Origin of the sequence: Curtobacterium sp. NPDC086286, from assembly GCF_044746255.1 — a bacterium.
Taxonomy (GTDB): Bacteria; Actinomycetota; Actinomycetes; order Actinomycetales; family Microbacteriaceae; genus Curtobacterium.
Genome location: NZ_JBIVBW010000002.1, coordinates 260,202 through 277,577 on the forward strand (window position 1 = coordinate 260,202; position 17,376 = coordinate 277,577).

Genomic DNA, 17,376 nt, shown 5'->3' on the forward strand with positions numbered 1-17,376 from the left:
TGGACGACCGCTCGCGGTACGGGGACGGCGTCAGGCCGTGCGGAACGAGCCCGTCGCGGTCCGCAGCGAACCGGTGGCCGTGCGCGTCGAGGACGTCGCGGTGCCGGGCCGACGGGACTGCGTGTCGACGAAGCGGCCGAGCGCACGCCCGATCCCGGTTCCGGTGTAGGTGCCGATCGGTCGCCAGGCGGCGTCCACCGCGTAGGCGCCGAGTTCGTCACGGTTCTCGAGGCCGGTCACGTACGCGCCGCCCAGGGGGTTCTGACGGTTCTGCATGGATGCTCCTCGTCGTCGTGCCGAGGGTCGTCGGTCACCGGGCCGGCGACCGCGACGCCGTCGGCTTGATGACCACCACACTACCTCCTTCTTTTGCATGACACAAAAGAAGGTATGCTCAGGCGAGCAGCTCGCAGAAGGTCCGGCCCTCGGCGGTCCAGCTCTGCTTCGCCACGAGGCCGACCGTCTCGGCGTGGTCGAGCAGGGCGTCGACGCCCACCTCGGCCCACGGGAAGCCCGCGCTCTGGTGGCCGTCGGCGTCCACCACGCGGGCGGTGTACACCCGGTCGGCGGTGCGGTCGACGTGGGTCTCGACGACCACGCGGCCGCCGACGCGCACGATCTCGCGGCACCGGGCGAGCAGGGCCGCCGGGTCGCCGCCGATGCCGATGTTCCCGTCGATCACGAGCGCCGTGTCCCAGTGCCCCTCGTCGGGGACCGGGTCGAAGACCGAGCCCTGGATCGCCGTCCCGCCGGAGCGTCGGGCGATCGCCACGGCGTCGGCGGAGACGTCCACGCCGAGCGACGGGATGCCGAGGGTGCTCGCGGCGACGAGCATCCGCCCCGGCCCGCAGCCGATGTCGATCACCGGCCCGTCCGCACCGTCGAGGAGCGACCGGTCGATGCGGTCCGCCGCGGCGCTCCAGCGGCCGACGTCGAGCGTGACCGCCCGGTCCGGTCGGGAGGTGTCCGTCAGCCGGATGCGACCGTCGGTGCGGAGCGCACGCGCGTACGGTTCGCCACCGCCGGCCCCGAAGGAGACGGGTGCTTCCATGGTCATCGGAGTGCCCCCGTGGTCTCGGCCTGCAGTGCGGCGGCGAACGCGGAGTCGGGCACGAGATCGGCGACGCGCTCGGCATCCGGCACGGTGTCGACGTCGAGCAGGACCCCGAGAGTGCCCGCGTCGAGCCCGGCGTCGGTCAGGCGGGCGAACTGGACCGCACCGGTGTCGTCCTGCGACATCGGCACGCCGCGGAGCAGGTCGCCGTCCGGGTCGCGCAGGTAGAGGGACCAGAAGCCGCCGTCCTCGGCCGGGCCGAACCACGCGTCGCGCTGCGGCTCGTCGAACACCGGCGCGACGTCGGCCGGGCCGAACTGCGGCGTGTCCATGCCGACGAGCAGCGTCGGGCCGTCGACGGTGTCGAACAGTGCACCGAGCCGCTCGTCGAGGCCGCCCGTGGTCTGGTGGATGACGTCGAAGCCCTCGGCGCCGGTCGGCAGCACCGTGCCGTCGTAGAACAGCACCCGTCGGGCGGCGGGCAGCGCACGGACGGTCGCCATCGTGTCCGCGAGGCTCGCGGCGGCGACCCGCGCGGCACCCTCGGGGGTGAGCGCCGGCGTCAGGCGGGTCTTGACCCGGCCGGGCAGGCACTCCTTCGCGACCACCGCGACGGTGATGTCGGTCGTCATGAGTGGACCTCCTCGGAGTGGGTGGGACCGGCCACGTGGCGGACCGGAGCGGGTGCGACGACGGTGGGTCGCGCCTCCCGGCGGTACTCGCGCAGCAGACGCGACATGTCCTTGACGGCGTTGACGGTGCCGCGGAGCGTGCCGGTGACCTTGCTGTCGCCGATGCGCTGCGCGTACCCGATGTCGGACTCGTCGACGCGCCATCCGGCGGCGTGCGCCGCGAGGACCATCTCGAGCGGGTAGCCGCTGCGGCGATCCCGCAGGTCGAGGGAGACCAGGTCCGCGCGGCGCATCACGCGCATCGGGCCGAGGTCGCGCAGCCGGTACCCGGTCGCGCGACGCATGAGGACCGCGAGGACGCGGTTCGCGAACCGGGCGTGCGGTGCCCAGGCGCCGGGCGTGGTCGGCACGCGGCGTCCGAGGGCGAGGTCGGTGTGTCCCGTGGCCACGCGGGCGACGAGCGGGACGAGCTCGGCCGGGTCCATCGAGGCGTCGGCGTCGCAGAAGGCGACGTACTCGGCCGTGGCGGCGGCGACCCCGGCGGCGCAGGCCGAGCCGAAGCCCTTCACCGGTTCGGTCACGACCAGGGCGCCGTGGGCCCGGGCGACGTCGGCGGAGCCGTCGGTCGAGCCGTTGTCGACGACGATCGCGCGGTAGCCGCGCGGGAGTCGGCCCAGGACCTCGGGGAGGGCATCGGCCTCGTCGAGACAGGGGAGGATGACGTCGACGTTCATGTCGCCCATTCGGTGCGGAGCGTCGGAACGACTGGTGTCGGCTCCCGCCGCGCGCGTCGGCGGGGCGGGGCGGTCGGTCTCGTGGGCCGGCTGTCGTTCCATGCCTACGACACAACACGTTACGAGCGGTCGGGGTACAGGATCGGCGTCCCCCGATGGACGTTCCGCGCACTCTCGGTGGCGGGCCACCCCTGATCGGGGGACACGCAGGTGGGGCGTCGGGCGGACGCGTCACGCGGTGGGGGTGCCGGCCTGGAGGCGCGGGGGGGGGGGGGGGGGGCCGCCCCCCCCCCCCCCCCGGGGGGGGGGGGGCCCCGGTGGCCGCCCGGCGGGGGGGGCGCCCGCCCGCCCCCCCCGGGGGGGGCCCGCCCCCGCGGGGGGGGGGGGGCCCCCCGGGGGGGGGGGGGCGGGGGGGGGGGGGGGGGGGGGGGCGGGGGGGGGGGGGGGGGGGCGGGCGGGGGGGGGGGGGGGGGGGGGGGGGGCCCCGGCCCCCCCGCCTCCAGGCGGTCGCGCTCCTGCCCGTTGGCCCGCGTGCCTGCGTGCCCGCCTGCCTGCCCGCCCGGTCGCCTGCCCGCCCGCCTGGTCGCCGAGCGGGCACGAAACGTCGCGTTCGCGGCCGCTGTGCGGCCGGTTCCGCCCGCTCGCCGAACGCGAGCGGCGAGTCGTGCCCGCTCGACCGCTCAGCCCGGGCGACGCATTCCGCCCGCTCGCGGGCGCGCCCGATCGCGGCCGCGCCCGCTGGCGGCGGCGCGGCCTACTGCACCGCGGCGCGCAGCGGCGCCGTCGCGAACTCCCGCATACCGCGCTCGAAGTCGACCTCGGCACGCCACCCGAGCTCGGCGGCGATCCGGTCCGACGACGCCGTCACGTGCCGGACGTCCCCGAGGCGGTACTCGCCCGTGACGATCGGTCGCGGCCCCTCGGGACCGGCGATCGCGGCCGCCATCTCGCCGATGGTGTGCACGACGCCGGAGCCGACGTTGTACGCACGGAAGGTCTCCACCGGGAGCTCCGCCGTCGCGGCGATCGACGCGGCGTTCGCGCCGGCGACGTCGTCGACGTGCACGAAGTCGCGACGCTGGCGGCCGTCCTCGAAGACGCGGGGGGCCTCGCCACGAGCGAGCGCCGAGCGGAACAGCGAGGCGACCCCGGCGTACGGCGTGTTCGCGGGCATGCCCGGCCCGTAGACGTTGTGGTACCGCAGGGCGATCGCGCGGCCTCCGGTGGCGCGCGCCCACGACGACGCGAGGTGCTCTTGCGCGACCTTCGTCTGCGCGTACACGTTGCGGGGGTCGAGCGCGGCGGACTCGTCGATCAGGCCGGGCAGGAGCGGCGTGCCGTCCGGCCCGATCGGGTCGAACTCACCGGCGTCGAGGTCGGCGCGGCGACGTGCGGGTGGGCGCACGGGCTCGCCGGCGGCGGTCGTGTACGCCCCCTCGCCGTAGACGACCATCGAGCTCGCGACCACGAGCCGGCCGATGCCGTGGCGGTCCATGCCGGCGAGGACGTGGGCCGTGCCTGCGTCGTTCGTCGAGACGTAGTCCGGGGCGTCCTGGAAGTCGACGCCGAGGCCGACCTTGGCGGCCTGGTGGCACACCACGTCCACGCCGTCGAGGGCCGCGTCGAGGGCGACCCGGTCGCGGACGTCGCCGTGCACGAACTCGATGCCCTGCTGCTGGTGGGCGGTGACGACCTCGGCGGGGTCGCCGTGCACGTCGTCGCGGAGGGAGTCGAGCACGCGCACCTCGTGGCCCTCGGCCCGGGCGCGGCGGACGATGGCGGAGCCGATGAAGCCGGCGCCGCCGGTCACGAGCAGGCGGGTCACGCGGTGGCTCCCGTGGTCGCTGCTGCAGGCCGTGCGCTCGTCATGGCGCTCGCGCTCGCCTCGGCCGGGACGAGCTCGCGCGGGGTGTAGTCGTCCGGGATCGCCGCCACGATCGAGCCGATCGCGCGGACGATCACCTCGTTCGCACGGGCCAGGCGCTCCATCACCATGCCGTGCGTGACCGGGGCCTCGCCGGTTCCGGCGGCTGCCTGCGCTTCCGCCTCGGCCTCGGACGGGGCCAGGCCGGCGTCGGCGTCGGTCACGAACGAGAGGTTCACCGTCCCGATGCCGAGCTCGGCCGCGAGGGGCACCTCCGGCGTCATCGTCATGTTGATCGTGTGGCCGCCGGCCTCGCGCATCCAGACGGACTCCGCACGCGTCGAGAACCGCGGCCCCTGGATCACCACGCACGTGCCCGTCGGGCGGAACGGCACGTCGAGGCGCTCGATCGCACCGATCGCGACGCGTCGGAGCACCGGGTCGAACGGGTCTGCGAAGGAGAGGTGCTGCACGGCGTCCTCGAAGAACGTGTCCGCGCGGCCCCACGTGCGGTCGATGAGCTGGTCGGTCACGACGAAGGTCCCCGGTGCGTAGTCGGGGTGCAGCCCGCCGACGGCGCTCGACGACACCACAGCGCGGACCCCGAGCGACCGCAGTGCCCACAGGTTCGCGCGGTGGTTGATCCGGTGCGGGGCGACGGAGTGCGCGCGGCCGTGCCGGGTGAGGAACGCGACGCGCTTGCCGGCCATCGTGCCGATGCTGATCGGGCTCGACGTGGCGCCGAACGGGGTGTCGACGTCGATCTCGTCCGCGGTGCCGGGTTCGAACAGCTCGTAGAGGCCCGAACCGCCGATCACCCCGATGCGCGTCTCGTCCACAGCCCCGGTCGTGGTCACGTCGTTCTCCACAGGTCCTCCGAATGGTCCTCGGCGCGTTCTGCGCGCTCGTTACGCTACTGGGACCGCCCCCGGCCGGACCGGGAGCGGGCACACTTCTCACCTGTTCGGAGGCGCACGTGCGAACGATCGGTCAGCACCGTGACGAGATCACGGCCCTGGTCGCGCCGGTCCTGTCCGCCAGGCGCTCCGCGGTCCCGGAGGCACGGGACATCGACGACCTCGCCACCGGTGCCGGCGGCGGACGGGGGCACCGCGTGCTCGCACGTGCCGTCGTCGCACCCGTGCCGCTCCCACCGTTCGACAACAGCCAGATGGACGGCTTCGCCGTCCGTGCCGCCGACGCCGGTCGCGTGCTGCGGGTGGTCGCCCCGATCCCGGCGGGGACGATGCCCCCGTCGCTGGACCCCGGGACCGCTGCGCCGATCATGACGGGGGCGCGCATCCCGCTCGGCGCCGACGCGGTGTTCCCGGTCGAGGCCACCGACCTCGGGGCGTTCCCCGCGGCGCTGGCCTTGGCCGAGGTCACGGTGCCGGACGACCTCGCCCCCGGGACCTTCGTCCGGGCGACGGGCACCGACCTGTCGAGCGGGGGCGAGCTGGCTCCTGCCGGTGCTGCCGTGACACCCGCGGTGCTCGGGACGCTCGCCGCGGCCGGGGTCTCGACGGTCGACGTCGTCCGGCAGCTCCGGGTCCTCGTCGTGTCCACCGGCTCCGAACTCCAGGGCGCCGGTGACGCCACGATCGGCGACGCCAACGGGATCGCACTGCGGGCGGCGCTCGCCGAGGTCGGAGTGGCCTCGCGGTCGGTGCGGGTGCCGGACGACGAATCGACCTTCGTCGCGGCCCTCGACGATGCGGTGGGGGACTGGGCCGACCTCGTGGTCACCACGGGGGGCATCAGCGCCGGGGCGTACGAGGTCGTGCGGCAGGCCCTCGAACCGCGGGGTCTCGCCGTCACCCCCGTCGCGATGCAGCCCGGCGGCCCCCAGGCGTTCGGTACCGTCGAACTCGCCGGGCGTCCGGTCCCCGTGGTGTCCTTCCCCGGCAACCCCGTGTCGGCGCTCGTCTCGTTCGAGGTCTTCCTCCGCCCGCTCCTGGCGGCGGACGCCGGGATCCCCGACGACCGCGTCGCCGCGGTGCTGCCCGCGGCGGACACCGCGACCTCGCCGGAGGGCAAGCACCAGGTCCGGCGCGGCCGGGTCGAGGACGGCCGCGTGCACTTCGTCGGGGGTCCCAGCTCGCACCTGCTCGCGCACTACGCCACCGCCACGCACCTCGTCCACGTCCCGATCGGCACCGCCACGGTGGCGCCCGGTGACCCGCTGACCGTCTGGAGTCTCCGTTGACCGAACCAGCACCCGCCGCCAACGAACTCTCGCACGTCCGCGCCGACGGCACCGCCCACATGGTCGACGTCTCCGAGAAGGACGTCACCGCGCGGTCCGCCACCGCGACCGCGACCCTCGTCACCCGCCCCGACGTCGTCGCCCGCATCCTCGACGGCTCGCTGCCCAAGGGCGAGGTGATCGGCACCGCCCGCATCGCGGCGATCATGGCGGTGAAGAAGACCTCCGACCTCATCCCGCTCTGCCACCCGCTGCCGATCGCCGGGGTCGAGGTTGACATCACCGGCGACGACGACCGCGTCCTCGTCGAGGTGTCCGTGCGGACGACCTCACGGACCGGCGTCGAGATGGAAGCGCTGACCGGCGCGAGCATCGCGGCCCTGACCGTGTACGACATGGTGAAGGCCGTCGACCGCACGGCCACGATCACGGACGTCCGGGTGCTCGAGAAGCACGGCGGACGCTCGGGGGACTGGAGCAACCGATGACCTCGCAGCCGACCAAGGGCCGGGCGGCCGTCGTGGTGGTGTCGACCCAGGCGTCCGTCGACCCCGCGCTCGACCGGACCGGTCCCGTCATCGCAGGCTGGCTCCGCGAGCGAGCCTTCACCGTGGCCGAGCCGGTCATCGTGCCCGACGGCGGCCCGATCGCCGAGACGGTCTCCGCCGAGCTCCTGTCGGACGCCCGGGTCGTGATCACCACGGGCGGGACCGGCGTCACCCCCACCGACCGCACGCCCGAGGCGATCGCACCGCTCATCGACCTCGAGCTCCCCGGCATCACCGAGGAGATCCGGCGCCGCGGACTCGCCGGAGCAGGACCGACCGCGCTGCTCAGTCGTGGCATCGCGGGGATCGCCGGCGGCGGCACCCTGATCGTCACGCTCCCCGGGTCCCGCGGCGGTGTCGCCGACGGACTCGCGGTCCTCGACGGCCTGCTCGACCACGTCCTCGCCCAGGTCTCGGGCGAGGGCCACGCCCCGCGGAGCGCCTCGTGACGGACGCTGCGACGGTCGGCGACCGGGTCGTGGTGGCCGACGTCGTGGACCGCTCGATCACCGTCGACGAGGTCTCGGCCGTCGTCGCCACCGATCAGGACGGCGCCGTCGTCACCTTCGCCGGGGTCGTCCGCGACCACGACGGCGGCAAGGGCGTGACCGCGCTCGAGTACGAACGGCACCCGAGCGCCGGCGACGTCATCGCCGAGGTGGCCCGGACCATCGCCGACGCCCACCCCGAGGTCCGCATCGCCGTGCTGCACCGCGTGGGCGCGCTCGGCATCGGGGACGTGGCGCTCGCCGCAGCCGTGTCGTCCCCGCACCGGGCCGAGGCGTTCGCTGCCTGCGGTGCGCTCGTCGACCTCGTGAAGGAGCGGGTGCCGATCTGGAAGCACCAGCGGTTCACCGACGGCTCCGACGAGTGGGTCGCCGCCCTCTGACGGATCCTCAGTCGATCTGGTTGCATCGGGGGCGATGACCGACACCGCAGCACGGGCCGCGTCCCGGTGGGCGCTGGCCGAGGAACGCGCACGGCTCGTGCTCGACTCGCAGCCGCCGCGCCGCCTGCCCATCGCCACGCTGACCGTCGCGTTCGCAGCAGCGGTCCTCGCGCTGATCGCCGCTGCACTCGTGTTCGCACCGGACTCAGACGGACGCTGGGTGGCGGCGACCGTCGGCGTCGGCGTCGGCTTCGCGGTCGTCATCCTCGACTCGAGCCGGACGTTCCGATCGAGCCGACACCCCGAGCGACTCCCCGTGACCCGGTCGCTGTCCGGCCGTGAGCGGCACGCCGTCGACCGGGCGATCCGGGGACGTGTGGACGCTCCCGAGGAACGGGTGGACGTGGTGCGCGCGACCGCGGTGCAGTCGAGCAGCGGCCGCGCCCTGCTGTCCACCGGCGGCGGGCTCGTCCTCCTGACCTCGGTCGCGGTCTCGAACATCCTCTTCTGGCCGCTCTACCTCGCCGCCGCGATCGCCGCCGCCGTCGCGGTCGGGTTCGGGTTCCGCGACGTCGTCGTCGCACGTCGGTACCTCGCCGGCGACCCTGTGGATCCCCGCAGCGGACCGTTGCCGGATCGCAATCGCGGCACGCGTTCGGGGCGTAGCGCCGGTTCCTAGCCGATCCATAGAATCCGAGACCACGAGCGTGCTGTTGTACGGGGCCGGCGTGGTCCTGCTGGTCTTCGCCCTGATCGACATCCTGACGAAGACCGACGACCAGATCCGTGGGCTCCCGAAGTTCGCCTGGGTGCTCCTCGTGGTCCTCGTCCCCGTCGTCGGCAGCATCGTCTGGTTCGCCGTCGGACACGACTGGGCGCCGGGCGAGCGGAACCACGGCCGGTACCTCGAGCCGGCTCGCCACGAAGACCGGTACGCCACGCTCGGCGATGCCCGCAACGCACACGGCGACAAGCGGGTGAGCGGCACGGAGCAGGAGCTCGCCGAGCTCGAGCGCGAGATCGAGTACTGGGAGGCGCAGGCGCGCCTCAAGCGGGCGAAGGAAGCCGCCGGCGAGGGCGAGCCGACCACCGGGACCTGACCCGCGCCTCCCGACCCGCGCCGCACCGCTGACGGACGCACGGTGCGAAGTCCCGCCCTCCGTGCGACCCTCAGCCCGTCGCACGGAGCGAGGAACCTCGCACGCTGCGGAACGCCCCCCGCACCGACCACCCGGTCACGCCGCCTACCCTTGACAGGTGGCTCATCTCCTCGGCGCCGAGAACCTGCATCTCGAGTTCCCCACCAAGGTCGTCTTCGACAACGTCACCCTCGGCATCGACGAGGGCGACCGCATCGGCGTGGTCGGCCGGAACGGCGACGGCAAGTCGACCCTCCTCGCCCTGCTGTCCCAGCGCCTCGAACCGGACGGCGGCCGCGTCACGCACCGCCGTGGCCTGACCGTCGGGTACCTCGACCAGCGCGACATCCTGCCCGCGGGCGAGACCGTCGGCACCGTCGTCGTGGGGGACCTCGCAGAGCACGAGTGGGCCGGTGACCCGAAGATCCGCGACATCATCGGCGGCCTCGTGTCGGACATCCCGTGGGACGTGTCGGTGGACGAGCTGAGCGGTGGCCAGCGCCGCCGTGTCGCCCTCGCGCGCCTGCTCGTCGGCGACTGGGACGTCCTGTTCCTCGACGAGCCGACGAACCACCTCGACGTCGAGGGCATCCAGTGGCTCGCCGAGCACATCAACCGCCGGTGGTCCGCGAACCAGGGCGGCATGGTGGTCGTGACGCACGACCGGTGGTTCCTCGACGCGGTGTCGACCGACACGTGGGAGGTCCACGACGGCGTCGTCGACCCGTTCGAGGGCGGCTACGCGGCGTACATCCTCCAGCGCGTCGAGCGTGACCGGCAGGCCGCCGCGAGCGAGCAGCGCCGGCAGAACCTGGCCCGCAAGGAGCTCGCATGGCTCCGCCGCGGCGCCCCGGCCCGCACGAGCAAGCCGAAGTTCCGCATCGACGCGGCGAACGCCCTCATCGACGACGTGCCGCCGATCCGCGACACGGTCGCCCTCGCGAAGACCGCGACCGCGCGCCTCGGCAAGGACGTCGTCGACCTGCTCGACGTGAGCGTCTCGTTCGACGGCACCGAGATCCTCGACCGCATCGAGTGGCGGATCGCGCCGGGGGAGCGCACCGGCATCCTCGGCCCGAACGGCGCCGGCAAGTCGACGCTCCTCAGCCTCGTTTCCGGACGCCTGCAGCCGACGAGCGGCCGCGTGAAGACCGGCAAGACCGTTCAGGTCGCCGTCCTCGACCAGCAGCTCGCCGATCTCGCGCAGTTCGCCGACGACCGCGTCCGCGAGGTCGTCGCCCGCAAGAAGACGAGCTACGTCGCCGACGGCAAGGAGATGACGCCGTCCCAGCTGCTCGAGCGGCTCGGCTTCACCTCGGCGCAGCTCTCCACGCCGGTGAAGGACCTCAGCGGTGGCCAGAAGCGTCGCCTGCAGCTCATGCTCATCCTGCTCGACGAGCCGAACGTGCTGATCCTCGACGAGCCCACGAACGACCTCGACACCGACATGCTCGCCGCCATGGAGGACCTGCTCGACACCTGGCCCGGCACCCTCCTCGTCGTGAGCCACGACCGGTACCTGCTCGAGCGCGTGACCGACCAGCAGTACGCCGTGCTCGGCGGGCACCTGCGGCACCTGCCGGGCGGCGTCGACGAGTACATGCGGCTCCGTGCGGCCGGCACCGGTGGCGGGACCGCGTCAGCGGCTGCCGCCGCGTCTGCCGGGAGGCCCGACACGGCTGGCGGGACCGGCTCGGCCGGTGCCGTGGCCGGGTCCACCGCCGCGGCCGGTCCCGGCGCGTCGGCCGGGGCCGCCTCGGGCTTGTCGGGCGCGGAGCGTCGGACGGCCGAGAAGGAGATGTCGGCGCTCGACCGCAAGATCGCGAAGGTCGGTGCCGACCGGAAGCAGCTGCTCGACCAGTTCGCGACGCACGACCAGTCGGACTACGCGGGTCTCGGGGAGCTGCAGTCTCGCCTGGCCGGTCTGGAATCCGAGGTCGAGCAGCTCGAGGAGCGCTGGCTCGAGGTCGCGGAGCAGCTCGGGGTCTGAGCGGGTCTACTCCGCTGGCTTCGCGTCCTCGGGGGCCCCGCCGCCGGGGTTCGCGACGACCTCCCACAGGTGTCCGTCTGGGTCTTGGAAGAACCCGGACCACATGCCCCACGGCCGCGTGTACGGCGGCGCGAGCATCGTCGCGCCGGCGGCCCGCGCGCGGTCGAGGAACGCCTCGGCGTCGGCCTGGCTGTCCACGAAGTGCCCGATCGCGCTGCTCGGCGCGGTCGCCAGGGAGACCCCGGAGTCCTTCGCCATGTCGTCGCGGCCGTACACGCTGACGATGAGTCCGTCGTCGAGCGTGAACATCGCCGTGGTGCCGCCCGCCTCGGTGTCGGTCGCGGGGTACTCGGTGCCGATCACCCCGCTGCCGTCGATCCCGAGCAGGGCGCGGTAGAACTCCGCCGAGCGTGCGACGTCGGCGACGGCCAGGGTGATCGCGTGCATGGGCCGGAGGCTACCCCTGCAGCGCCGGAGCGTGTCCGCCGCACCGCCACAACGCCGCTGCCAGGGCGTCGATCTCCTTCCGCGCGCCCGGGTCGCTCGTGCCCTCGGCGAAGACCGTGAACACGATGCGGTCCCCGCCGACCTCGTCGGTCACCCCGGTCAGGCCGTACATGTCGTCGAGCGTCCCGGTCTTGCCGCGGACGTGCCCGCGGGCGTCCGCTGCGGCGCCGGTGAAGCGGCCGTCGTCGCCGAGCGTGCCCGTCCGTCCCGCGACCGCGAGTCCGGCGTCGACCGGGCCGAGGCCGTCCTGCTTCGCAGCGACGGCGCGCATCAGCGTGGTGAGTGCCGAGGCGGGTACCCGGTTGTCCGGGCTGAGGCCCGAGCCGTCGACGAGGCGCAGGCCTCCGGTCGGCACCCCGTAGCGCACCAGGGCCTTCGTGCTCCCGGCCTGCACGGCGTCGAAGGAGCGGCCGGCACCCTCGGCGATGGCGACGTGGCGGGCGAGCACCTCGGCGAGGGTGTCGTCGGAGTCCGTGAGCAGCATCCCGACCAGTTCCGACACCGTCGCCGACCGCACGGTCCCGAGCACCTGCGCGCCGGACGGCGCCGGCACCGAGGTCGTGTCCACCCGGACGTCCGGCCCGAGGAGTGCCGCGAACGCCGTCGCAGCGCGCGCGACCGCCCCGGCGCTCCGCAGCGAGTACGACTCGGTCGGGTCGTCGCGGTCGCCGTCGACCATGAGCGACGTGATGTTCGAGACGCTGCCGCTGGTCCGGGCGCTCTCCGGCCAGCTCGGGTGCCACGCCGGCCCGTCGAACAGGCTGGTGTCGACCTGCACCGAGGTCACCGGCCGCCCTGCACGAGCCTCGAGCACCTGCCGCGCCAGGTCGTCGAGGTGCGGTGCGTGCGGGTAGACGCTGTCCTGACCGGACGGCAGTCGGCTCAGGGTCGGGTCACCGCCGCCGACCAGCACGACCGCGCCCGGATCGGTGCCCGCGACGACCCGGGTCGTGAACCGGTGGTCGGGTCCCAGCGCGGACACCGCCGCGGCTGCCGTGACGACCTTCATCGTGCTGCCGGTCTGCGTCGGCTCGTCACCCCGGTGCGTCAGGACCGTCTTCCCAGTCCGGGCCGATCGCGCGTCGAGGAACAGCGCACCGTGGTGCCAGCGGGCGGCCAGGCCGTCCGCGGTGCAGAGCTCGCCCGCCGCCTTCGCCTGGCGCTGCGCACCGATGGCCGAGGTCGTGGCCGTGATGCCCGCCGCCAGCAGCAGGAGCACCAGCACGAAGAGCAGGGTGGAGCGGCGGCGACGGATGAGGGCGCGGAGTCTGGGCACGTCGATCATCGTGGCCGGAGCCGGCTTCGTCGCACATCGACCCGACGACCGAAGCCCGGCCCGTGGACTCGGCCGAACGGATGAAGCCGCTCGGCGGTCGGGTCAGTCGCCGAGCCCGAGGATGAGTCGTCGGAGCAACCCCGACAGCTGGTCCTGCTCGGTGTCGGACACCCCCGCGAGGATGGCCCGCTCGGCGGCGAGCAGGTCCGCGATCGCGGCGTCGACCGCTGTGCGCCCGTCGGCGGTCAACGACACGAGGATGCCCCGGCCGTCCTTCGGGTCGGTCCGACGCGCGACGAGCCCTCGGGCAGCCAACCGGTCCACCCGGTTCGTCATCGTGCCGCTCGACACGAGCGTCTGCTGGAGGAGCGTCTTCGGGCTCAGCTCGTACGGCTCACCCGCCCGCCGCAGTGCCGACAGGACGTCGAACTCCCACGGCTCGACGTCGCTCGCGTCGAACGCCGCACGCCGTGCACGGTCGAGGTGTCGGGCGAGCCGGTCGACGCGGGACAGGACCTCGAGCGGGCCGAAGTCCAGGTCGGCGCGCTCGCGACCCCACGCCGCGACGATGCGGTCGACCTCGTCCTCCTGCGGCATCCCACCATCTTGGCGGAAGCAGGGGCTACACGGCCAGCCGCCGCGGCCCGTGCCCGGGGATCAGTCGAACGCGAGCACGATCTTGTCCCGGGTCTCGCCCGACTCGAGGAGCCGGTGCGCCTCGCGGGCTTCCCGGACCGGCAGCGTCAGGCGTCGCTTGAGGCGGAGCGCTCCGGACGCGAGCAACGGCATCGTGACCGCCAGCGCGTCCGGCGCACGGTCGGGGCTCGGGTGGGACAGGAGCGCTCCGGACGAGGCGACCTCCGGGCCCCCGACGAGGGTGACGACCCTGCCGGGGTCACCGACCACGGACACCGCCTCGGCCAGGCCGCCGCGACCGGCCGCGTCGATGACCGCGTCCACCGTCGTGTCGACGTGGTCGAAGACACCGGGACCGGACGCGACGAACTCGCCGCCGAGGTCGCGGACGAGCGCGGCGTCGTGTTCCCTCGCGACGCCGATCACCCGGATGCCCCGGGTCCGCGCCAGTTGCACGACCATGCTCCCGACCGCGCCGGCGGCACCGAGCACGACGAGCGTCCCTCCGGGCTCGATCCCGACGGCGCGCATCGTGCCGACGGCGGCGTCGGCCGAGGCGGGCAAGGCGGCCGCGGCGTCCCACGGCACCGAAGCGGGCTTCGGGTACCAGACCGGGGTGGCGACGAGCTCGCCGTACCCGCCCTGGGCCGGCAACAGCGCGGCGACCTCGTCCCCGACGCGCGCATCGGCCCCGGCTCCGACCTCCTCCACGACACCGGCCGCCTCGAATCCCAGGACGTCGCCGGGGCGCTGCGGGAAGACCGACGTGAGGTTGCCGGCGCGGATGTGCAGGTCGGTCGGGCCGACCGCCGCCGTCCGGACACGGAGGAGGACCTCGCCCGGCCGGACCACCGGCGGCTGCACTGAGCGCCACTGCAGGACCTCCGGACCTCCGAAGGCTGAGATCACGATCGCGTTCGACATGGTGCTTCCGTTCCTGTGGCCGGCGAGGACTGCTTCCCCGTCCCTGCACCGTAGGCAGTTCTCGGGAGGCCGAGCGTGTCCATGGCGCGGACACCCTGCCCAGGAGTGCGCCGTCGGACTCGTCGGTCGTGGGAGGATGGCCGGGCGCCTCCGTGCGCGTTCCGCCTTGGTGTAATGGCAGCACGACGGCCTTTGGTGCCGTTAGGTCCGGGTTCGAATCCTGGAGGCGGAGCTCGGCTCGATCAGAACATCGTGTTCGCGTTGGCCGCTTGCTCCGGTACCTGCTGCATCACGTCCCAGTGCTCGACGATGCGTCCGTCCTCGAGCCGCCACAAGTCCGCGACGGCCATGCCGCGGTCGCCCGGTGCGAGGTGGAACGCACTGTGGGTGACGACGAGGTCGCCCTCGGCGACGGTCCGCTTGACGTCCACGTGGAGTCCGGGGAACCGTGTGCGCATGGAGTGCACGTAGGCGATGAATGCCTCCGCACCGTCAGGGGCCGAGGGGTTGTGCTGCACGTAGCTCGTGCCGAGGGCGCGCGATGCCGCGGCCTCGGGCTCGCCGTCGTTGAACGACTGCGTGTAGAAGCCCACGACGGTCTCGGTGTTCTCGGCGGTCGACATGGGTGTTCCTCTCCGCGGTGCGCCCTCTGCGTTCCGCTGACCAGATCTTCGCCGGTCGCGCGGCCCGGCAGCCTGCCCCCGACCGGGACACGCTCCCGGGCCGTCGCCTCCGTACGGTCGCTGGCACCAACCGAACGGAGATCCGATGCCCGCTGTGCAGTTCACCCGCGAGTCACCCGAGGTCGGACGCGTGGTCGTCTCCGATCCACCCGTCGGCCTGATGACGGGGGCGACCGTTCACGGCCTGGCCGACGTCGTCGCGGGGCTCGCGGGCGACTCGGACCTCAAGGTGCTCGTCTTCGAGAGCAGCACCGACGACTTCTTCCTCAACCACTTCGACCTCGCGCGGATCGACGACTTCCCCGGAGGTGCGGCCTGGCTCGATCTCGTCGTCGCGCTGTCGGAGGCCCGGTACATCACGATCGCGGTGATCCGTGGGCGCACGCGCGGCGGCGGCAACGAGCTCGCGCTCGCACTGGATCTGCGGTACGCGAGCCGGCAGCGCGCCCGCTTCGGACAGCCCGAGGTCGGCACGGCGGTCGTCCCTGGTGGTGGCGGGACGGAGCGACTACCCCGACAGATCGGACGTGACCGAGCGCTGGAGGTCATCCTGACCAGCGCGGACTACGACGCAGACACCGCCGAGCGCTGGGGGTGGGTGACGCGTGCGCTCGACGACGACCAGCTCGACGAGTACGTGGCCGGCGTCATCGGGCGCCTCGCTTCCTTCGACGGCGACGCGCTCGCGACCGCGAAGGCGATGGTCAACCGTGCCACCCTCCCGCCGAAGGCCGACCTCGAGTCCGCCTACCGCACCTTCGAGGAACGCATGGCGAGCCCGTCGTACCGCGCACGGGCGGCGGCCGGTGCTGCGCGTCTCGATGACGACCAGCTGCTCGCCCTGGAACTCGAACTCGGTGAGTTCATCGGAGCGGCCGCTCGACGTCGGGTCGCCGACGCGTGAGACGGCGGACGGGAGGCGCGGTGCGGGCCCGACCCGCGCCTCCCGTCCGATCTGCGGTCGCGACGGGAATACCTGACGCGTCAGGTAGTTGTAGCCGCTGTGCAACAGCGACTGAGCGAGCGACAACTGGCCACGTGGCAACGGCTCCAGGTGGTGACGGAGCGGCTGCGCCGCCGTGTCGGCGCCGACCTGCGCGACGGAGCCGACCTGTCGGAGGCGGAGTTCACGGTGCTCGCGCACCTGGTCGACATGGGCGGCGACGCCCGGCCGACGACGTGCGCCGCGGCGATCGGCTGGGACTCCAGTCGCCTCGCCCACCAGCTGCGCCGGCTCGAGCGACGAGGACTGGTCGAACGGCGCGGAGGCCTCCGGGACGCGCGCGGATCGTCGATCGTGATCACCGACTCCGGGCGGTCCGCCCACCGGGCCGCCGTCGGGTCGCACCTCCGTGCTGCGGCGACGTGGTTCGGCGACGCGCTCGACGACGCAGCACTGGCAGGGCTCGACGGCGCACTGCGCGCGCTCGAGGAGCACATGCGCCGATTGGACGGCGACGGACCGGACGACGGACGTCCGGAAGCAGACGAACACGAGGAGCACGGACGATGAGCACCATCGACACATGGACGACACCCACTGCGGACCTGACAGGACGGACGGTCGTCGTGGTCGGCGGCAGCGGCGGCGTGGGGGAGGGCGTGGTCCGGTCGATGCTCGCCGCGGGCGCGACCGTGATCGCGACCGGACGGGACGGCGCGCGACTCGCTGCCGTCGCGGCACGGCTCGCGACGGCCGGGCTCCCCGGCACCCTGCACACGAGGGTGCTCGACGCGATGAACCCCGGGCTGGACGACGACGTGACCGCGATGGCGCAGGAGTTCGGGGCGTTCGACGGCGTGGTCGTGTCGCTCGCATCCTGGGGCGACCAGGGCCGGAAGCCGGCGCTGGCGCTCGACGACGACGAGTGGCAGCGCCTGCTGGACGGCAACCTGACGAGTGTCTTCCGGGTCTTCCGGGCGTTCCTGCCGCGGATCACCGGGACCGGAGTGCTCATGCAGTTGAACGGCATGAGCGCGGACATCCCGTTCCCCGGGAGTGCCGGGGTCGCGCTGAGCGCCGCGGCGACGAAGTCCCTCTCCCTGACGCTGGACGCCGAGCTCGGCGGACGCGGTCCACGCGTCGCGCAGCTCGTGCTCGGGGTGGTCCGGACCCGCGCCCGGCAGGCCGCCGGGATCGACGACCCGCGGTGGATCGACGCGACCCAGGTCGGCGACCACGTCGCGCACCTGGTCGCCGGGAGCAGCCCGCTCGCCCGCACCGCCCTGCAGTACTTCACCGATCGAGCCGAGGGCCCGCGTCCCGGGTCCACCGTGCGCTGAACCGAGGAACC

Annotated in this window: 21 protein-coding genes, 1 tRNA gene and 1 pseudogene; 12 read left to right on the top strand and 11 right to left on the bottom strand. The window is 73.8% G+C overall.

Annotation, left to right across the window (positions count from 1 at the left end; genetic code table 11):
* Positions 1–30: 30 nt before the first annotated feature.
* From ACIPKM_RS04690 to ACIPKM_RS04715, 6 genes are all read right to left on the bottom strand, one after another.
* Positions 31–276, bottom strand: coding sequence for a hypothetical protein (locus ACIPKM_RS04690; RefSeq protein ID WP_071295066.1), 246 nt, complete (start codon positions 274–276; stop codon positions 31–33).
* 118 nt (positions 277–394) lie between these two features.
* Positions 395–1,057 (bottom strand): methyltransferase domain-containing protein, encoded by a 663-nt coding sequence (locus ACIPKM_RS04695; protein WP_402717273.1) that lies wholly within the window; start codon positions 1,055–1,057, stop codon positions 395–397.
* Positions 1,054–1,686: a DUF2064 domain-containing protein gene (locus tag ACIPKM_RS04700; RefSeq protein WP_402736271.1), complete on the bottom strand. Its 633-nt coding sequence runs from the start codon at positions 1,684–1,686 to the stop codon at positions 1,054–1,056. The genes ACIPKM_RS04695 and ACIPKM_RS04700 overlap by 4 nt, the downstream gene beginning before the upstream one ends.
* On the bottom strand, positions 1,683–2,429 hold the full coding sequence (locus ACIPKM_RS04705; RefSeq protein ID WP_071295069.1) for a glycosyltransferase family 2 protein: 747 nt from the start codon (positions 2,427–2,429) through the stop codon (positions 1,683–1,685). The genes ACIPKM_RS04700 and ACIPKM_RS04705 overlap by 4 nt, the downstream gene beginning before the upstream one ends.
* 745 nt (positions 2,430–3,174) lie before the next feature.
* Positions 3,175–4,245, bottom strand: coding sequence for an NAD-dependent epimerase/dehydratase family protein (locus ACIPKM_RS04710; protein WP_402736272.1), 1,071 nt, complete (start codon positions 4,243–4,245; stop codon positions 3,175–3,177).
* Positions 4,242–5,141, bottom strand: a complete 900-nt coding sequence (locus ACIPKM_RS04715; protein ID WP_254789371.1) for an MTAP family purine nucleoside phosphorylase — start codon at positions 5,139–5,141, stop codon at positions 4,242–4,244. Before ACIPKM_RS04715 ends, ACIPKM_RS04710 begins: the two co-directional genes overlap by 4 nt.
* A gap of 119 nt (positions 5,142–5,260) precedes the next feature.
* On the opposite strand from ACIPKM_RS04715, the gene glp reads away from it, so the two are divergent.
* From glp to ACIPKM_RS04755, 8 genes and pseudogenes are all read left to right on the top strand, one after another.
* On the top strand, positions 5,261–6,490 hold the full coding sequence (glp, locus tag ACIPKM_RS04720; protein ID WP_402736273.1) for a gephyrin-like molybdotransferase Glp: 1,230 nt from the start codon (positions 5,261–5,263) through the stop codon (positions 6,488–6,490).
* A complete protein-coding gene (gene moaC, locus ACIPKM_RS04725; RefSeq protein ID WP_309889233.1) occupies positions 6,487–6,978 on the top strand; it encodes a cyclic pyranopterin monophosphate synthase MoaC in 492 nt (163 codons plus the stop codon). Before glp ends, moaC begins: the two co-directional genes overlap by 4 nt.
* Entirely contained in the window at positions 6,975–7,487 is a 513-nt protein-coding gene (locus ACIPKM_RS04730) for a molybdopterin-binding protein (RefSeq protein ID WP_261645783.1), read from the top strand. Before moaC ends, ACIPKM_RS04730 begins: the two co-directional genes overlap by 4 nt.
* The gene (locus ACIPKM_RS04735; RefSeq protein ID WP_402736274.1) at positions 7,484–7,927 is read left to right on the top strand and encodes a molybdenum cofactor biosynthesis protein MoaE; all 444 of its coding nucleotides are present in this window, start codon (positions 7,484–7,486) and stop codon (positions 7,925–7,927) included. Before ACIPKM_RS04730 ends, ACIPKM_RS04735 begins: the two co-directional genes overlap by 4 nt.
* Positions 7,928–7,961: 34 nt before the next feature.
* Complete coding sequence (locus ACIPKM_RS04740) at positions 7,962–8,606, top strand: hypothetical protein (protein ID WP_402736275.1); 645 nt, start codon at positions 7,962–7,964, stop codon at positions 8,604–8,606.
* Between the two features lie 28 nt (positions 8,607–8,634).
* Entirely contained in the window at positions 8,635–9,027 is a 393-nt protein-coding gene (locus tag ACIPKM_RS04745; protein WP_402736276.1) for a PLDc N-terminal domain-containing protein, read from the top strand.
* A gap of 259 nt (positions 9,028–9,286) precedes the next feature.
* A pseudogene (locus ACIPKM_RS04750) lies at positions 9,287–9,653 on the top strand (ATP-binding cassette domain-containing protein); the annotation flags it as partial.
* A 56-nt stretch (positions 9,654–9,709) separates the two neighbouring features.
* On the top strand, positions 9,710–11,056 hold the full coding sequence (locus tag ACIPKM_RS04755; RefSeq protein WP_402736354.1) for an ABC-F family ATP-binding cassette domain-containing protein: 1,347 nt from the start codon (positions 9,710–9,712) through the stop codon (positions 11,054–11,056).
* A 6-nt stretch (positions 11,057–11,062) separates the two neighbouring features.
* On the opposite strand, the gene ACIPKM_RS04760 is transcribed toward ACIPKM_RS04755, so the two are convergent.
* The 4 genes from ACIPKM_RS04760 to ACIPKM_RS04775 all read right to left on the bottom strand — a co-directional run bounded on the left by ACIPKM_RS04760 (position 11,063) and on the right by ACIPKM_RS04775 (position 14,399).
* Positions 11,063–11,503 carry a VOC family protein gene (locus ACIPKM_RS04760; RefSeq protein WP_402736277.1) on the bottom strand — a complete coding sequence of 147 codons (441 nt, stop codon included), beginning with the start codon at positions 11,501–11,503 and terminating at the stop codon, positions 11,063–11,065.
* A gap of 10 nt (positions 11,504–11,513) precedes the next feature.
* Positions 11,514–12,839 carry a D-alanyl-D-alanine carboxypeptidase/D-alanyl-D-alanine-endopeptidase gene (locus ACIPKM_RS04765; RefSeq protein ID WP_402736278.1) on the bottom strand — a complete coding sequence of 442 codons (1,326 nt, stop codon included), beginning with the start codon at positions 12,837–12,839 and terminating at the stop codon, positions 11,514–11,516.
* A gap of 102 nt (positions 12,840–12,941) precedes the next feature.
* Positions 12,942–13,436, bottom strand: a complete 495-nt coding sequence (locus tag ACIPKM_RS04770; RefSeq protein ID WP_402736279.1) for a MarR family winged helix-turn-helix transcriptional regulator — start codon at positions 13,434–13,436, stop codon at positions 12,942–12,944.
* A gap of 60 nt (positions 13,437–13,496) precedes the next feature.
* Positions 13,497–14,399 (bottom strand): NADP-dependent oxidoreductase, encoded by a 903-nt coding sequence (locus tag ACIPKM_RS04775; protein WP_071295080.1) that lies wholly within the window; start codon positions 14,397–14,399, stop codon positions 13,497–13,499.
* A gap of 160 nt (positions 14,400–14,559) precedes the next feature.
* Here ACIPKM_RS04775 and ACIPKM_RS04780 point away from each other — a divergent pair.
* Positions 14,560–14,631 (top strand) — tRNA-Gln (locus ACIPKM_RS04780).
* Between the two features lie 10 nt (positions 14,632–14,641).
* On the opposite strand, the gene ACIPKM_RS04785 is transcribed toward ACIPKM_RS04780, so the two are convergent.
* Positions 14,642–15,022 carry an ester cyclase gene (locus tag ACIPKM_RS04785; protein WP_071295117.1) on the bottom strand — a complete coding sequence of 127 codons (381 nt, stop codon included), beginning with the start codon at positions 15,020–15,022 and terminating at the stop codon, positions 14,642–14,644.
* A gap of 145 nt (positions 15,023–15,167) precedes the next feature.
* On the opposite strand from ACIPKM_RS04785, the gene ACIPKM_RS04790 reads away from it, so the two are divergent.
* The 3 genes from ACIPKM_RS04790 to ACIPKM_RS04800 all read left to right on the top strand — a co-directional run bounded on the left by ACIPKM_RS04790 (position 15,168) and on the right by ACIPKM_RS04800 (position 17,365).
* Positions 15,168–15,986: an enoyl-CoA hydratase/isomerase family protein gene (locus ACIPKM_RS04790; RefSeq protein WP_071295118.1), complete on the top strand. Its 819-nt coding sequence runs from the start codon at positions 15,168–15,170 to the stop codon at positions 15,984–15,986.
* A gap of 99 nt (positions 15,987–16,085) precedes the next feature.
* Positions 16,086–16,595 (top strand): MarR family winged helix-turn-helix transcriptional regulator, encoded by a 510-nt coding sequence (locus tag ACIPKM_RS04795; protein ID WP_083403257.1) that lies wholly within the window; start codon positions 16,086–16,088, stop codon positions 16,593–16,595.
* Positions 16,592–17,365 carry an SDR family oxidoreductase gene (locus tag ACIPKM_RS04800; protein ID WP_071295120.1) on the top strand — a complete coding sequence of 258 codons (774 nt, stop codon included), beginning with the start codon at positions 16,592–16,594 and terminating at the stop codon, positions 17,363–17,365. The genes ACIPKM_RS04795 and ACIPKM_RS04800 overlap by 4 nt, the downstream gene beginning before the upstream one ends.
* Positions 17,366–17,376: the final 11 nt, after the last annotated feature.

What these genes read in the sequence shown, in the direction of transcription:
- ACIPKM_RS04800 (WP_071295120.1), top strand. Translation starts at nt 16,592, where the DNA reads ATGAGCACCATCGACACATGGACGACACCCACTGCGGACCTGACAGGA.
- ACIPKM_RS04740 (WP_402736275.1), top strand. Translation starts at nt 7,962, where the DNA reads ATGACCGACACCGCAGCACGGGCCGCGTCCCGGTGGGCGCTGGCCGAG.
- ACIPKM_RS04785 (WP_071295117.1), bottom strand. Translation starts at nt 15,022, where the DNA reads ATGTCGACCGCCGAGAACACCGAGACCGTCGTGGGCTTCTACACGCAG.
- ACIPKM_RS04690 (WP_071295066.1), bottom strand. Translation starts at nt 276, where the DNA reads ATGCAGAACCGTCAGAACCCCCTGGGCGGCGCGTACGTGACCGGCCTC.
- ACIPKM_RS04775 (WP_071295080.1), bottom strand. Translation starts at nt 14,399, where the DNA reads ATGTCGAACGCGATCGTGATCTCAGCCTTCGGAGGTCCGGAGGTCCTG.
- ACIPKM_RS04695 (WP_402717273.1), bottom strand. Translation starts at nt 1,057, where the DNA reads ATGACCATGGAAGCACCCGTCTCCTTCGGGGCCGGCGGTGGCGAACCG.
- ACIPKM_RS04755 (WP_402736354.1), top strand. Translation starts at nt 9,710, where the DNA reads ATGGTGGTCGTGACGCACGACCGGTGGTTCCTCGACGCGGTGTCGACC.
- ACIPKM_RS04700 (WP_402736271.1), bottom strand. Translation starts at nt 1,686, where the DNA reads ATGACGACCGACATCACCGTCGCGGTGGTCGCGAAGGAGTGCCTGCCC.
- ACIPKM_RS04770 (WP_402736279.1), bottom strand. Translation starts at nt 13,436, where the DNA reads ATGCCGCAGGAGGACGAGGTCGACCGCATCGTCGCGGCGTGGGGTCGC.
- ACIPKM_RS04790 (WP_071295118.1), top strand. Translation starts at nt 15,168, where the DNA reads ATGCCCGCTGTGCAGTTCACCCGCGAGTCACCCGAGGTCGGACGCGTG.
- ACIPKM_RS04705 (WP_071295069.1), bottom strand. Translation starts at nt 2,429, where the DNA reads ATGGGCGACATGAACGTCGACGTCATCCTCCCCTGTCTCGACGAGGCC.
- ACIPKM_RS04760 (WP_402736277.1), bottom strand. Translation starts at nt 11,503, where the DNA reads ATGCACGCGATCACCCTGGCCGTCGCCGACGTCGCACGCTCGGCGGAG.
- ACIPKM_RS04730 (WP_261645783.1), top strand. Translation starts at nt 6,975, where the DNA reads ATGACCTCGCAGCCGACCAAGGGCCGGGCGGCCGTCGTGGTGGTGTCG.